The sequence below is a fragment of the Mycolicibacterium madagascariense genome (assembly GCF_010729665.1).
Classification (GTDB): Bacteria; Actinomycetota; Actinomycetes; order Mycobacteriales; family Mycobacteriaceae; genus Mycobacterium; species Mycobacterium madagascariense.
In genome coordinates, this window is record NZ_AP022610.1 from 4,998,114 (window position 1) to 5,013,097 (window position 14,984).

General features: G+C 68.7%; 13 protein-coding genes. 8 read left to right on the forward strand and 5 right to left on the reverse strand.

Annotated elements, in window-relative coordinates; all coding sequences use genetic code 11:
- The first annotated feature begins 2 nt into the window (after positions 1 to 2).
- The 3 genes from G6N60_RS23670 (at position 3) to G6N60_RS23680 (ending at position 3,417) form a co-directional block, all read left to right on the forward strand.
- The gene (locus G6N60_RS23670; protein ID WP_163741813.1) at positions 3 to 1,100 is read left to right on the forward strand and encodes an acyl-CoA dehydrogenase family protein; all 1,098 of its coding nucleotides are present in this window, start codon (positions 3 to 5) and stop codon (positions 1,098 to 1,100) included.
- A 3-nt stretch (positions 1,101 to 1,103) separates the two neighbouring features.
- Positions 1,104 to 2,636 (forward strand): long-chain-fatty-acid--CoA ligase FadD17, encoded by a 1,533-nt coding sequence (gene fadD17 / locus G6N60_RS23675; RefSeq protein ID WP_163741815.1) that lies wholly within the window; start codon positions 1,104 to 1,106, stop codon positions 2,634 to 2,636.
- Positions 2,637 to 2,721: 85 nt separating this feature from the next.
- On the forward strand, positions 2,722 to 3,417 hold the full coding sequence (locus G6N60_RS23680; RefSeq protein WP_163741817.1) for an LpqN/LpqT family lipoprotein: 696 nt from the start codon (positions 2,722 to 2,724) through the stop codon (positions 3,415 to 3,417).
- On the opposite strand, the gene G6N60_RS23685 is transcribed toward G6N60_RS23680, so the two are convergent.
- Both G6N60_RS23685 and G6N60_RS23690 read right to left on the reverse strand, forming a co-directional pair.
- Positions 3,414 to 4,529, reverse strand: coding sequence for an NAD(P)H-dependent flavin oxidoreductase (locus G6N60_RS23685; protein WP_163741819.1), 1,116 nt, complete (start codon positions 4,527 to 4,529; stop codon positions 3,414 to 3,416). The two genes, G6N60_RS23680 and G6N60_RS23685, sit on opposite strands and share 4 nt — an antisense overlap.
- The gene (locus G6N60_RS23690; RefSeq protein ID WP_163741821.1) at positions 4,529 to 6,181 is read right to left on the reverse strand and encodes a medium/long-chain-fatty-acid--CoA/3-oxocholest-4-en-26-oate--CoA ligase; all 1,653 of its coding nucleotides are present in this window, start codon (positions 6,179 to 6,181) and stop codon (positions 4,529 to 4,531) included. The genes G6N60_RS23685 and G6N60_RS23690 overlap by 1 nt, the downstream gene beginning before the upstream one ends.
- A 69-nt stretch (positions 6,182 to 6,250) precedes the next feature.
- Between G6N60_RS23690 and G6N60_RS23695 the strand changes: the two genes are divergently transcribed.
- The gene (locus G6N60_RS23695) at positions 6,251 to 7,051 is read left to right on the forward strand and encodes a crotonase/enoyl-CoA hydratase family protein (protein ID WP_163741823.1); all 801 of its coding nucleotides are present in this window, start codon (positions 6,251 to 6,253) and stop codon (positions 7,049 to 7,051) included.
- 133 nt (positions 7,052 to 7,184) lie between these two features.
- Complete coding sequence (locus tag G6N60_RS23700; RefSeq protein ID WP_246240983.1) at positions 7,185 to 8,543, forward strand: MFS transporter; 1,359 nt, start codon at positions 7,185 to 7,187, stop codon at positions 8,541 to 8,543.
- Here the strand turns inward: G6N60_RS23700 and G6N60_RS23705 are convergent.
- The 3 genes from G6N60_RS23705 to G6N60_RS23715 form a co-directional block, all read right to left on the reverse strand.
- Positions 8,540 to 9,763 carry a cytochrome P450 gene (locus G6N60_RS23705; RefSeq protein ID WP_163741825.1) on the reverse strand — a complete coding sequence of 408 codons (1,224 nt, stop codon included), beginning with the start codon at positions 9,761 to 9,763 and terminating at the stop codon, positions 8,540 to 8,542. The genes G6N60_RS23700 and G6N60_RS23705 overlap by 4 nt on opposite strands.
- Positions 9,760 to 10,476, reverse strand: a complete 717-nt coding sequence (locus G6N60_RS23710; RefSeq protein WP_163741827.1) for an acetoacetate decarboxylase family protein — start codon at positions 10,474 to 10,476, stop codon at positions 9,760 to 9,762. Before G6N60_RS23710 ends, G6N60_RS23705 begins: the two co-directional genes overlap by 4 nt.
- Positions 10,477 to 10,604: 128 nt before the next feature.
- Positions 10,605 to 11,636: an LLM class F420-dependent oxidoreductase gene (locus tag G6N60_RS23715; RefSeq protein WP_163741830.1), complete on the reverse strand. Its 1,032-nt coding sequence runs from the start codon at positions 11,634 to 11,636 to the stop codon at positions 10,605 to 10,607.
- A gap of 55 nt (positions 11,637 to 11,691) precedes the next feature.
- On the opposite strand from G6N60_RS23715, the gene G6N60_RS23720 reads away from it, so the two are divergent.
- Genes G6N60_RS23720 through G6N60_RS23730 form a run of 3 tightly spaced genes read left to right on the forward strand, consistent with a single transcriptional unit; the run spans position 11,692 to position 14,976 of the window.
- Positions 11,692 to 12,696: a Zn-ribbon domain-containing OB-fold protein gene (locus G6N60_RS23720; RefSeq protein ID WP_163741833.1), complete on the forward strand. Its 1,005-nt coding sequence runs from the start codon at positions 11,692 to 11,694 to the stop codon at positions 12,694 to 12,696.
- Positions 12,697 to 12,745: 49 nt separating this feature from the next.
- The gene (locus tag G6N60_RS23725) at positions 12,746 to 13,801 is read left to right on the forward strand and encodes a thiolase family protein (protein WP_163741835.1); all 1,056 of its coding nucleotides are present in this window, start codon (positions 12,746 to 12,748) and stop codon (positions 13,799 to 13,801) included.
- Positions 13,801 to 14,976: a thiolase family protein gene (locus G6N60_RS23730; RefSeq protein ID WP_163741837.1), complete on the forward strand. Its 1,176-nt coding sequence runs from the start codon at positions 13,801 to 13,803 to the stop codon at positions 14,974 to 14,976. Before G6N60_RS23725 ends, G6N60_RS23730 begins: the two co-directional genes overlap by 1 nt.
- Positions 14,977 to 14,984 lie beyond the last annotated feature (8 nt).

The following is a 14,984-nucleotide window of genomic DNA, read 5'->3' on the forward strand; positions in this document are numbered from 1 at the left end:
ACATGGACTTTTCGACGACCGAGGCCGCAGGCGATCTCGGTGGACTGGCCCGTTCGATCGTGGACACCGTCTGCACGCCGGACCGGCAGCGCGAACTGGACACGCTCGACGAGCGCTTCGACCGCGAGCTGTGGTCCAAGCTGATCGCCGCGGACGTCCTGTCCACGACGGCGCCGGAGTCGTTGGGCGGCGGCGGTTTCGGGGTTCTGGAGGAGACGGCCGTCCTGGTCGCGCTGGGACGGCAGATCGCGGCCGTGCCCTACCTCGAGTCGGTCGTGCTGGCCGCAGGGGCCCTGGCGACGTTCGGATCCGAGGCGCTGCAGCAGGATTGGGCCGCCCCCGCCGTACGGGGTGAGAAGATCCTGACCGTCGCACTCGACGGCGAGATGGGGCAGGGTCCGGTACGGGCCACGACTTCCGGAGAGGGTCACCGGCTCACCGGTTCGAGGGCACTGGTCGGTTACGCACCGGTCGCCGACGCCTTCCTGGTGCCCGCCGAGACCGACGCCGGCACCCGGGTGTTCCTCGTCTCGGCCCGGGATTCCGGCGTTTCGGTCAGCTCGCTGGACACCACCGGCCACGGCAGCGTCGGGCACCTCGACCTGCAGGGCGTGGAGGTCGACGCCACTCGCGTCGTCGGTGGCGACGAGGTCGCGGCGTGGCTCACCACGCGAAGCACGTTGGGCCGCAGCGCCTTTCAGCTCGGGGTCCTGGAGCGTGCGCTCGAGCTCACCGCGGAGTACGCCAGGGAGCGTGAGCAGTTCGACCGGCCCATCGGCAGCTTCCAGGCCGTCGGCCAACGCCTCGCCGACGGCTACATCGACGTCAAGGGACTGCGCCTGACGGTGACGCAGGCGGCCTGGCGGCTGTCGGAGGACCTGCCGTCGGATCTGGAGGTCGGCACCGCCGCGTTCTGGGCCGCCGAGGCGGGCCACCGCGTCGCACACACCGCGGTCCACGTGCACGGCGGCGTCGGCATCGACGTCGACCACCCCGTGCACCGCTACTTCCTGGCCGCCAAGCAGACCGAGTTCGCGGTCGGCGGAGCGACGGGCCAGCTGCTGCGCATCGGCCGCGAACTGGCCGAGACGCCCGCCTGACCGGTGACCGAGGCGCGCAACCCGACCGTCGCCGATCTGCTGACACCCCTCGTCGACGTCACCGATCGTGGTGTCCACGAACGGGATTCGTTCGTCTGCTGGCGTGATCACCTGCTGGCGGGCGCTCAGCTGGCCGCGGCCCTGCGGGCTCGCCTCGATCCGGCCAGGCCGCCGCACGTCGGGGTGCTGCTGGGCAATACCACGTTCTTCTCGACGGTCCTGGTGGCGGCGGGACTCACCGGGCTGGTGCCGGTCGGGCTCAATCCGACGCGGCGCGGCGACGCGTTCGCCCGTGACGTCGACAGGGCCGACTGCCAGTTCGTCCTGACCGACGACGCCGCCTCGGCACCGCGGGGCGTCGACGTCGTCGACGTCGGATCACCCTCGTGGACAGAGGAATTGGCCGCCCACCGCGGTACCCCGGTGAGCGTCGCCGACCTCGGCCCCGACGACCTCTTCATGTTGATCTTCACCTCGGGCACCAGCGGTGAGCCCAAGGCCGTCCGCGTGACGCACGAGAAGGTGGCCTTTCCCGGCACGATGCTCGCACAGCGGTTCGGGCTCACCCGCGACGACACGTTCTACCTGTCCATGCCGCTGTTCCACTCCAACGCCATCATGGCGGGCTGGGCGGTCGCCGTCGCCGCGGGCGGGTCGATTGCGTTGCGGCGCAAGTTCTCCGCCTCGCAGTTCATCCCGGACGTGCGACGCTTCGGCGCCACGTACGCCAACTACGTCGGCAAGCCGCTGTCCTACGTCCTGGCCACCCCGCCCCGCGCCGACGACGCCGACAACCCGCTGCGGATCATGTACGGCAACGAGGGCGCCCCGCGCGACCTGCCGCGGTTCGCCGAGCGGTTCGACACCGTCGTCGTCGACGGCTTCGGCTCGACCGAGGGCGGCATCGCGATCGGTCGCACCCCCGACACCCCGGACGGCTCGCTCGGACCGCTGACCGACGAGGTCGCCATCGTCGACGTCGACACCGGTGAGCCGTGTCCGCCGGGCCGGGTCGGCGAGCTGGTGAACCCCAAGGGGCGGGGCTGGTTTCGCGGCTACTACCGGGACACGGCCGCCGAGGACGAGCGCATGGCGGGCGGGGTCTACCACAGCGGCGACCTCGCCTACTGCGACGACGCCGGATACGTCTACTTCGCAGGCCGTCTCGGCGACTGGATGCGGGTCGACGGCGAGAACCTCGGCACCGCACCGATCGAGCGGATCCTGCTGCGTCACCCCGACGTCCTCGAGGCCGCCGTCTACCCGATCCCCGATCCCGCGGTCGGTGACCGGGTGATGGCCGCCGTCGTCTTGGTGCCGGGGGCCACGTTCGACGCCGACGACTTCCAGACGTTCCTCTCCGAGCAGAGCGACCTGGGTCCCAAGCAGTGGCCCGCCTTCGTGCGAATCGCCACCGCGCTACCCCGCACCGAGACGTTCAAGGTGCTCAAGCGGGTGCTGTCGGCGCAGGCGCTGGACTGCGACGATCGGGTCATCGCGATCGACGGCCGTACCGTCCGCAGTTGCCCGCCGTAAAGGAACCGGACAGGCACGCAAACTAGTCTGACGCCCTCGAGGCCGGTCCGACGGTCCGCGAGTCACCACATCGAGGAGTCACGTCATGAGTTCGTCCGTACGGCTGCTCGCGGCCACCGCCGCGACCGCTCTGGCCGCCGTCGTCCTGTCCAGCTGCGGCTCGAACGCCACGAGCGCGACGGGCAGCACCAGTTCGGCCGCGAGCAGCACCCCGACGACGAGCACCGCGCCGCCCGCGTCGGGCCCGAACCCGACCATCGCGAGCTACATCAAGGACAGCGGCATCACCGAAGCCGGGATCAAGGTGGACGACCCCAAGGCCCCCGCGGTGAAGATCCCCGTGCCCGCAGGATGGTCGACCGTCGACAAGGACAAGCTGCCCGACTACGCCTTCGAGGCGTTGGTCTACGGCGCCCCCGAGTTCGCGGCCGACCCGCCCAACGTCGTCGCGCTCTGGTCGAAGCTGAGCGGTCAGGTCGACCCGCGGAAGATCCTCGAACTCGCCCCCGGCGAACTGCGCAACCTGCCGAACTACGTGCCCACGAACGCGGGCGAGGCGGGCACGCTCGGCGGGCACCCCTCCTACACGCTCGGCGGGACGTTCGTCCGCGGCGGGGCGACGCGCTCGATCGCGCAGACCACGATCGAGGTGCCCGCGCCCGACGGCCTCTACGTGCTGCAGCTGAACTTCGATGGACCCGTCGCGGCGAGCCAGGTGCTTGCCGCCGCCACCGACGAGATCGACCGCGGCACCACCATCACCGACCCGTCCAGCAGCTAGCCGCGGATCCCGTCGAGTCGCGTGGTGGCGTCCTCGAAACCCGTGACCAGTTCGGCGATGATGTCGGCGACGGGCCGAATCTCGTTCATCCGCCCCACGATCTGACCGACCGGCATCGCGACGGCGGTCGGATCGGCGGATTCGCTCATGCGCTGGTGCGCCTCGCTGACGAGGATGTTCTGCAGCGGCATCGGCAACGGCTCCGGTGCGCCGTCGGCATCCCAGGCGTCGGTCCACCGACTCTTGAGCAGCCGCGCCGGCTTGCCGGTGTAGATGCGCCGGCGCACGGTGTCACTCGACGTCGCGGCGAGCATGGCCTCCTGGATCACCGAACGCCCCGACGGCAACCGCTCGCCGAGGTCGTACTCGGCGGCGGTGAGGAACGCAGAACCCATCCACACCCCTTGCGCCCCAAGGGCAAGCGCCGCCGCGACCTGACGCCCACTCCCGATGCCACCGGCGGCGAGGACGGGCGTGTCCCCCACCGCGTCGACCACCTCGGGCACCAGCACCATCGAGGCGATCTCACCGGTGTGCCCGCCCGCCTCGTGGCCCTGGGCGATCACGATGTCGACGCCGTTGTCGGCATGGCGCCGAGCATGTTTGGCGCTGCCGGCCAGGGCCGCGACCGGCACCCCCGCCGCATGCACCTGGTCGATGACGTCCTTGGGCGGTGAACCCAACGCGTTGGCGATGAGCTTGATCGGATGCTTGACCGCGACCTCGACGTGGGACCGCGCGACCGAATGCAGCCATCCGAGAACGCCTTCCGAACGCGCTTCGTCCTCGGGCAGCGGTGGGACGCCGAGGTCGGCGAGCGTCTTGGCGACGAAGTCGCGGTGGCCCTGCGGGATCAGCTTGTCGATGTCCACGCTGGTGCCCTCGGTGGGCACCTTGGCGGGCATGACGATGTCGACGCCGTAGGGCTTGCCGTCGGTGTTCTCGTCCATCCACTGCAGGACCCGCTCGAGGTCGTCGGCGGCGTTGAACCGCACGCAGCCCAGGACGCCGAGACCACCGGCGCGGGTGACCGCGGCGGCCACCTTCTCCGACGGGGTGAAGACGAAGATCGGGTAGTCGATGCCGAAGCGATCACACAGTTCGGTACGCATTACGCTCCTGCCCCAACGTGTTTGGCGTGCACTTCATCGGCGGGCCCGGCCTCGGTGACGTCCTTGGCCCAGCGGTAGTCGGGCTTGCCCGCGGGTGACCGCTTGACCTCGGTGACGTACCAGAGGCTGCGCGGCACCTTGTACCCCGCGATCTCGCTGCGCACGAACGCGTCGAGCTCGGCCAGCGTCGGCCTGGCGCCCTCGCGGGGGTGCACGACGGCCGCGACGTGCTGGCCGAAGCGGGCGTCGGGCACGCCGACGACGAGCGCGTCGAAGACGTCGGGATGACCCTTCAGCGCGGCCTCGACCTCTTCGGGATAGATCTTCTCGCCACCGCTGTTGATCGACACCGAGCCGCGACCGAGCATCGTGACGCTGCCGTCGGCCTCGACCTGCGCGTAGTCGCCGGGGATCGCGTAGCGCACGCCCTTGATGGTCTGGAACGTCTCCGCGGTCTTCTTCTCGTCCTTGAAGTAGCCCACTGGGATGTGCCCGCGCTTGGCGATGATGCCGCGCACCCCCGAGCCGGGGACGACCTCGTTGCCGTCCTCGTCGAGCACCACGGTGTTCTTGTCGATCGTCACGCGCGGACCGCCGGTGTGCGACTGGCCCTTCGCCACGATGCTGGTGCCGCCGAACCCGGTCTCCGACGAGCCGATCGAGTCGGTGATGACGCGGTTGGGCAGCAGTTCGAGGAACTTCTCCTTGATGCTCGTCGAGAACAGCGCCGCGGTGCTGGCCAGGAGGAACAGGGAGCTGAGGTCGTACTCGGTCCCCTTCGCCTGGTGTGCGAGCAGTGCGTCGAGCAGCGGCCGCGCCATCGCGTCACCGGTGAAGAACAGCAGGTTCACCTTGTGCTCGTGGATGGCCCGCCACACCTCGTCGGCGTTGAATTCCGGTGCGAGCACCACGGTTTGGCCCGAGAACAGCGACATCCAGGTGGCCGACTGGGTGGCCCCGTGGATCATTGGCGGGATGGGCAGCCGGATCATCGGTGGGTTCGCGGCGGCCTGCTTCGCCAGGTCGTACTCGTCGGCGATCGGCTCGCCCGTCGCAAAGTCGGTGCCGCCGAACAACACTCGGTAGATGTCCTCGTGGCGCCACATGACGCCCTTCGGAAAGCCCGTCGTGCCACCGGTGTAGAGCAGGTAGATGTCGTCGGCGCTGCGCGGACCGAAGTCGCGCTCGGGCGAGCTCCCGGCGATCGCCGAGTAGAACTCGACGCCGCCGTAGCGCTGGTAGTCGGCGTCACTGCCGTCCTCCACGACCAGGATGGTCTTGACGGCGGGGACGTCCGGCAGCACGTTGGCGACGCGGTCGGCGTACTGACGTTCGTGGACGAGCGCCACCATGTCCGAGTTCTCGAACAGGTACCGCAGTTCGCCCTCGACGTAGCGGAAGTTGACGTTGACCAGGATGGCGCCCGCCTTCACGGTGCCGAGCATCGCGATGACGATCTCGATGCGGTTGCGGCAGTACAGGCCGACCTTGTCGTCCTTCTGCACTCCCTGGTCGAGGAGGTAGTGCGCGAAGCGGTTCGCCTGCTCCTCCAACTCGGCATAGGTGAGCCGTTGGTCGCCACAGATCAGGGCGACGCGGTCTGGCACGGCGTCGATGGCGTGCTCGGCGAGATCGGCGATGTTGAGGGCCACGGCACCTAAACTAGAACGTGTTACATTTCGTGACAAGTCTGTGGCGACGAAGCTGAAAGGCAGGCACCAGTGAGCGAGGCCGACGGAAGCCCCGATGCCCTCATCGAGCAGCGCGGACACACCCTGATCCTGACGCTCAACCGGCCCGAGTCCCGCAACGCGCTGTCGACCGAGATGCTCTCGATCATGGTCGAGGCATGGGACCGCGTCGACAGCGATCCGGAGATCCGTTCGTGCATTCTGACCGGCGCGGGTGGCTACTTCTGCGCGGGCATGGACCTCAAGGCCGCCACCAAGGCGCCCCCGGGGGACTCGTTCAAGAGCGGCGCCTACGACCCGTCGCGCATCGACGGTCTGCTCAAGGGCCGACGCCTCACCAAGCCGCTCATCGCCGCCGTCGAGGGCCCCGCGATCGCCGGTGGTACCGAGATCCTGCAGGGCACCGACATCCGCATCGCCGGCGAGAGCGCGAAGTTCGGCATCTCCGAGGCGAAGTGGAGCCTGTACCCGATGGGCGGCTCCGCGGTGCGGCTCGTCCGGCAGATCCCGTACACGATCGCGTGCGACCTGCTGCTGACCGGGCGGCACATCACCGCCGCCGAGGCGCTGTCCTACGGACTCATCGGCTACGTGGTGCCCGACGGCACCGCGCTGGACAAGGCGCTGCAGATCGCCGAGCTGATCAACGCCAACGGCCCGCTGGCCGTGCAAGCCATCCTGCGGTCGATCCACGAGACCGAGGGCATGCACGAGAACGACGCCTTCAAGATCGACACCAAGATCGGCATCGAGGTGTTCCTCAGCGACGATGCCAAGGAGGGCCCGCGGGCGTTCAAGGAGAAGCGGCCCCCGAACTTCCAGATGAAGTAGCTGCACTCCCGGGCTCACTTTCTCCGCGCGAGCAGACGCAAAACTCCCCTTACTCCGGCGTGTCGCGGCACCTTTGCGGCTGCTCGCGAGGGGTGGGGCGGACGCGTCGGGACCGCTGGCGAATGATGGGCCGGTGGCACAGCACAACACCGCGCTCACCGAGATCGGTCAGCGCCTCGACCACCTGCCCGTCGGACCGATGCACCGCAGGGTGGTCGTCGCGATCGGGCTGGGCCTGTTCTTCGAGATCTACGAGATCTTTCTGTCCAGCACCATCAGCACCACCCTCAAGACGCAGTACGACCTCGACGGCACCACGTTGAAACTGCTGCTGGCGTCGACCTTCGTCGGCATGTTCATCGGGTCGGCCGCACTCGGCGGGCTCGCCGACCGCATCGGCAGGCGGCGGGCCTTCCTGTTCAACCTCGTCTGGTTCTCGACGTGGTCGCTGATCGGCGCCTTCTCCCCCGCGCCATGGTTTCTGGTCGCCACCAGGTTCCTCGCCGGCATCGGTGTCGGCGCGGAGTATCCGGTCGCCGACGCCTACCTGTCCGACGTGCTGCCCAAGACGGACCGCGGACGCTTGGCGGCGTGGGCCTACACGTGGTCGTTCGTGGCCGTGCCCGCGCTCGGGTTCCTGTCGCTGGCGCTGACCAAGCGCAGCCTCCTCGGCATCCCGGGGTGGCGGCTGCTCCTGGTGCTCGGAGCCGTCGGCGCCGTGCTGGTGATGCTGATGCGCCGAGGGTTGCCGGAATCACCGCGCTGGCTGGCCAGTGTCGGACGCGACGCCGACGCCAGGGCCGCGCTCGCGCAGTTCGAGACCGGCGCGCCACCCGCACCCGCCGCACCTGACGAGCCCGCACCCGCACCCGCAGTAGCCACCAATCCCATTGCACGACTGCGCATTTCGCCGTATCCCGAACGCCTCGGCATGCTGGGCGTCTTCCACGTCTGCCAGGCGTTCGGCTACTACGGGTTCGGCACGCTCGCGGCGCTGGTGCTCGTCAGCCGCGGGTACGACGTCACCTCGTCGCTGCTCTACACGGCGCTGTCGTTCCTGGGCTACCCGGTCGGATCGGCACTGTCGGTGCCGCTCTTCAAGCGAGTCGAGCGCAAGTACCTGGTGCTGGCGACGATCGCCGCCCTGGCGGCCTTCGGCCTCCTGTTCGCGACGGTTCCCAGCCCGGCCCTGATCGTCCTGTTCGGCTTCCTCACCACCGCGACGAGCAACGTCTTCTCCAACGTCTACCACGTCTATCAGGCCGAGATCTTCCCCACCGACGTGCGGGCGACCGCTGTCGGCTGGACCTACTCGCTGTCCCGATTGTCCAGTGCAGCATTGCCGTTCGTTCTCATCCCGGTGCTCGACGACTATGGTGCCGGCGCGATGTTCACCGTCGTCCTCGTCGCACTCGGCATCGCCGCGGGGGTCGTCGCGTGGGTCGGCCCGCGGACCTCACGGCGCAACCTGGAGGAGATCAACCCGGTCTAGTCGAGCACCCGCGCCGTCGGCGTGAACACCACCGGCATGGCCTCGGGACCGCTGACGAAGTTGGCCGGCCGCAGCGGGACCCGGGCGTTGTCGGCCAGCCGCAGATCGGGGAGGCGCTCCAACACGCGCCTGGTCATCATCGACAGCTCGAGGCGGGCCAGCTGGTTGCCGAGGCAGAAGTGCGCGCCGAAGCCGAACGCCATGTGTCCATTCGGATTTCGGTCGATGCGGAAATTCTCGGGGTCGCCGAACACGGCTTCGTCGAAGTTGGCCGACTCGAACATCAGCATGAGCTTCTCGCCCTCGCGCAGCTCGGTGCCGTGGAACGTGGTGTCCGCGGTGAGCGTGCGGCACATGTTCTTCACCGGCGAGGTCCACCGCAGCATCTCCTCGATCGCGCCGGGCAGCAGGTCGGCGTTGGCCACCAGTGCATCCCACTGATCCCGGTGTCGCAGCAGCTGTTCGGTGCCACCGGAGAGCGTGTGCCGCGTGGTCTCGTCACCACCGATGAGGATGAGCAGCGTCTCCATGACGATCTCGTCGTCGGACATCCGCTGGCCCTCGACCTCGGCGTTGACGAGGATCGAGAACAGGTCCTCGGTAGGCTCGGACCGACGCTTGGCGATGATGTCCATCGTGAAGGCGGTGTATCCCGCGAACGCCGCCATCATGGCCTGCGCCGACGTCTCGTCGATGTGCGAGCTCAGCCCGGTGACCAGATCGTCGGACCACTCCAGCAGCATGCCGCGCTCCTCGGGCAGCACGCCGAGCATGTCGCCGATGACCGCCATGGGCAGCGGGGCGGCGATGTCGCGGACGAAGTCGCACTCCCCGCGTTCGCACACCGAATCGATCAGCGTGTCGCACAGCGTGGCGATCGACGGCACCTTGTCCATCACGCGCTTGCGGGTGAAGCCGGAGTTGACGAGCTTGCGCCGCACGACGTGCGCGGGATCGTCCATGTCGATCATGTAGGGCATGCCCGGCGTCTCGGGCCTGATGCCGCCGGTGCTGGAGAACAGCTCGGGATTGCGCTCGGCGTCGAGCACCGCCTGATGGCTTGCGGCGGCGGCCAACCCGTTGCGGTCGCGAAACACCGGTTGGTGCAGGCGCATCCAGCGATAGGCCGCGCGGGCGTTCCCGTCGGCGTAGAACGTGCCGTCGGTCAGGTCCACGTCGGGCTTCGTCGCCGAATCTTGCTCCGGCAGAACGGTTCTCATGCGATCTCCTTGGCGTCGCCGAACGTCATCTCCACGTTGTCGGCAGAACTCGACAACATCGCGCGCTTGGGGAAGCCTAGCGACGCGAGCTCCCTCGCGTAGGGATGTTCGCCAAGCCGGACGCGCACGCCGCCGGGTCGGTAGCGGACGCCGAAAAGGCGCATCTCCCCGGCGGTTTCGCGGGTCACGCCGTCCAGATGCGAATAGGTCGGATGGACCTGCGTCTTGCCGGTGAAGGCTGACGGCACCGGAAGTCCCGGACGGAAGTCCATCCCGACGGCGAACTGGCCGTCGATGCCGACGTCGAAGCTGAACCGCCTTCCATCGCGAACAGCGAAGTCCGCCAACACCTTCGGATATCCCCAGATCGACCGACCCGCCGCCATGGTGAACTCCCCGTCGACGGGGAGGTGGTGGATGAAGGCGCCCGCCGACTGCAGTGCCTTCAGACCGGTCGCGTCGGATCCCGGCGGGTTGACCATGACGTTGGTGCCGTACTCGAGATAGCGGCCGAGGTCGCCGTCGACGTACTCCATCAGCATCAGCACGACGATCGCCTTGGTCGGCCGGTAGCGGCAGACCCGCAGTCCGCTGTAGTCGACGAGGCGCTGGGCGGCGTCGGCATCGACGGAGAACATCGCCATGTGCTGAGTCGCCGCGCGCACCCGCACGGGCATCGTGACGACGCTGCCTGCGATCGTGTGCTCGGTCACACGCTGAATCTAGAACGTGTTCTAGACAAGTTGCAACAAGTGTCTACTTCGATCCCCGCGAACAGACGCAAAAGGCCCTCGAGAGGGCCATTTCAGGGCCGTTTGCGTCTGCTCGCGGGGACGAGCAGCTACACCAGGGCGGCGAGGTCGCGGATCTGCTCCGGCGACCGGGCGCCGATCACCATCATCGTGACGCCCGAGGCCTCCCACGCCTTGATCTGCTCGCGGACGTAGTCGAGGTTGCCGACGATCGCCGAGTCGTCGACGAGCTCGTCGGGGATGACCTTGGCCGCCTCGTCCTTGCGGTTGCTACGGAACAGCGCGGTGACCTCGTCGACGACGTCGGAGTACCCCATCCTGCGATACACGTCGGCGTGGAAGTTGGTGTCCTCGGCCCCCATTCCGCCCATGTACAGCGCGAGATGCGGCTTCATCAACTCCATCACGCCGGGCCGGTCGTCGGTCACCACGACCTGGGCCGTCGCGCAGATCTCGAAGGTCTCCCGCGTCCGGCGCGCACCCGGCCTGGCGAAGCCCTCGTCGAGCCACTCGTTGTACATGTCGGCGATGCGCGGCGAGTAGAAGATCGGCAGCCAGCCGTCGCAGATCTCGGCCGCCAGCGCGACGTTCTTCGGGCCTTCGGCGCCCAGCATCACGGGGATGTCGGCGCGCAGCGGGTGGGTGATGGGCTTGAGGTTCTTGCCGAGACCGGTGGTGCGCTCGCCGGTCAGCGGCAGCGGATAGTGCGGTCCGTCGCTGTGCACCGGCGCCTCGCGCGCCCACACCTGGCGCAGGATGTCGACGTATTCGCGGGTGCGCGCCAACGGCTTCGGGAACTTCGCGCCGTACCACCCCTCGACGACCTGTGGCCCCGAGACGCCGAGGCCGAGGATGTGTCGCCCGCCGGAAAGGTGGTCGAGCGTCAGCGCGGCCATCGCGCACGCCGTGGGGGTCCGCGCCGACAGCTGGATGACCGACGTGCCGAGCCGCAGCCGGGTGGTCTCGCGGCCCCACCAGGCGAGCGGGGTGTAGGCGTCCGAACCCCATGCCTCCGCCGTGAAGACGGTGTCGAAACCGGCCGCCTCGGCTTCGGCGACGAGTTCGGCGTGGTTGGTGGGCGCCTGCGCGCCCCAGTATCCAAGCTGCAAGCCAAGCTTCATGTGGACGCCTTCCCGGATCTTGCCACGATAGTTAGAACCTGTTCTACTCGATGCCGTGACCGCCAGCCAAAGTAGCCCGGCCCATGTCCGACCACATACGGAAGACCACGAGCCGCCACTTTCAGCTCCGCTGAAGCTGTCATTCGACTACACCCGTTCGGTCGGACCGGTGCTCAGCCGGTTCTTCACCGAACTGCGCGGACGGCACGTCGTCGGCGTCCGCGGATCGGATGGCAGAGTGCACGTTCCGCCTGCCGAGTTCGACCCCGTGGACTACGCGCCGCTGAGCGAGATCGTACCGGTGGCCAGCGTGGGAACGGTCGTTTCGTGGAGCTGGCAGCCGGCGCCGCTGGCCGGCCAACCGCTCGACCGCCCGTTCGCATGGGCGCTCGTCAAGCTCGACGGCGCCGACACCGCACTGCTGCACGCGGTCGACGCCGGCTCCCCCGACGCGATCAGCACCGGGGCCCGGGTGCACGTGCACTGGGTCGACGAGCCGGTCGGCGCGATCACCGACATCGCCTACTTCGCACTCGGCGACACGGCGGAGGACGTGCCCGAGGTGGCAGACGACCGCGACCCGGTGACCATGCTCGTCGTCCCCACCGAGCTCGAAATCCAGCACACCGCCTCCCATCCCGAGAGCACGTTCCTGCGCGCGCTGGAGGAGGGCAGGCTCGTCGGCGCCAGGACGGGCGCGGGCGGAAAGGTGTACTTCCCTGCGCGCGAAGCGGATCCGGCCACCGGCCAACAGCTCGACGAGTTCGTCGAGCTGCCGGACAAGGGTACGGTGACGACGTTCGCCATCATCAACATCCCGTTCGCCGGGCAGCGCATCAAGCCGCCCTACGTGGCGGCCTACGTCCTGCTCGACGGCGCCGACATCCCCTTCCTGCACCTCGTCACCGAGATCGACGCGGCCGACGTCCGGATGGGCATGCGCGTCGAGGCGGTGTGGAAGCCCCGCGAGGAGTGGGGGCTCGGCATCGACAACATCGACTACTTCCGGCCGACGGGTGAGCCCGACGCCGATTACGACACGTACAAGCACCACCAGTGAGGGGTCGCTCTACCAATGATTGACAGCGAGAAGCGGAGCGGGATCGCGCATGACTGAAGTAGCCGTCGTCGGCTTCGCCCACGCCCCGCACGTGCGCCGCACCGAGGGGACCACCAACGGCGTCGAGATGCTGATGCCGTGTTTCGCCGAGTTATACGCCGACCTCGGCATCGAACAGACCGACATCGGGTTCTGGTGCTCCGGATCGTCGGATTACCTTGCCGGACGGGCCTTTTCGTTCCTGTCGGCCATCGATTCGATCGGTGCGGTGCCGCCCATCAACGAGTCGCACGTGGAGATGGACGCCGCGTGGGCGCTGTATGAGGCCTACATCAAGATCCTGACGGGTTCGGTCGACACGGCGCTGGTCTACGGCTTCGGCAAGTCGTCGGCGGGCATACTGCGCCGGGTGCTGGCCCTGCAGACCGACCCATACACCGTCGCGCCGCTGGTGCCCGACGCCGTGTCGACGGCCGGGCTGCAGGCGCGCCTCGGTCTGGACGCCGGGACGTGGACCGCCGAGCAGATGGCTCAGGTCGCGCTCGACGCCATGGCGGCCGGCGGCCGGACCGACTCCCTCGAACTCGCGGACTCCGTCGACGAGCTGCTCGACCGGCCGTACTTCGCGGATCCGTTGCGCCGCCACGACATCGCGCCGATCACCGACGGCGCGTCGGCGATCGTGCTGGCCTCCGGTGACCGGGCCAGGGAACTGCGCGAGCGTCCGGCGTGGATCACCGGCATCGAACACCGCATCGAGACCCCGGTGCTCGGCGCCCGCGACCTCACCACGTCGCCGTCGACGGCGGCGTCAGCGAAGGCGGCCCTCGGCGGGGATGCCGGGTCGATCGACGTGGCCGAGATCTATGCCCCGTTCACCCATCAGCACCTCATCCTCACCGAGGCGATCGGGCTGAACAGCGACACGAAGGTCAATCCGTCCGGTGGCGCGCTGTCGGCCAACCCGATGTTCTCGACGGGACTGGAGCGCATCGGCTTCGCGGCCAGGCACGTCTTCGACGGCTCCGCCTCGCGGGTGCTGGCGCACGCGACGAGTGGTGCTGCGCTGCAACAAAATCTGGTCGCGGTCATGGAGGGCAGGTAATGGCTGGACAGCTCGCCGCGGTGCTGGGCACCGGGCAGACGAAGTACGTCGCCAAGCGCAAGGACGTCTCGATGAACGGCCTCGTCCGCGAGGCCATCGACAAGGCGCTGGCGGATTCTGACTCGACGTTCGACGACATCGACGCCGTGGTCGTCGGCAAGGCGCCCGACTTCTTCGAGGGCGTCATGATGCCGGAGCTGTTCATGGCCGACGCGGTCGGAGCGACGGGCAAGCCGCTGATCCGGGTGCACACCGCGGGATCGGTCGGCGGGTCGACGGCTGTCGTCGCGGCGAGCCTGGTGCAGTCGGGCAAGTACGAGCGCGTCCTGACGATGGCGTGGGAGAAGCAGTCGGAGTCGAATGCCATGTGGGCGTTGAGCATTCCGGTGCCGTTCACAAAGCCGGTCGGCGCGGGGGCGGGTGGCTACTTCGCGCCGCACGTGCGGTCCTACATCCGGCGCTCGGGCGCCCCGACGCACATCGGCGCGATGGTGGCGGTCAAGGATCGTCTCAACGGCGCCAAGAACCCGCTGGCGCACCTGCAGCAACCCGACATCACGCTGGAGAAGGTCATGGCGTCGCAGATGCTGTGGGACCCGATCCGGTTCGACGAGACCTGCCCGTCGTCGGACGGCGCGTGTGCGCTGGTGATCGGCAACGAGCGGATCGCCGACGCACGGGTCTCCGACGGCCATCCCGTCGCGTGGGTGCACGCCACCGCCCTGCGCACCGAACCGCTGGCCTACTCCGGCCGCGATCAGGTCAATCCGCAAGCCGGTCGCGACGCCGCGGCCGCACTGTGGCGCGACGCCGGCATCACCTCGCCCATCGACGAGATCGACGTCGGTGAGGTGTACGTCCCGTTCTCGTGGTTCGAGCCGATGTGGCTGGAGAACCTCGGCTTCGCCGCCGAGGGCGAGGGGTGGAAGCTCACCGAGGCCGGCGAGACCGCCATCGGTGGCCGCATCCCGTTCAATCCCTCCGGGGGCGTGCTGTCGAGCAATCCGATCGGCGCCTCGGGCATGATCCGGTTCGCCGAATCCGCGATCCAGGTGATGGGCAAGGCGGGCGAGCACCAGGTGCCCGGCGCCCGCAAGGCTCTCGGGCACGCCTACGGCGGCGGTTCGCAGTACTACTCGATGTGGGTGGTGGGGGCCGACAAACCCACCGCGTGATTACCTCG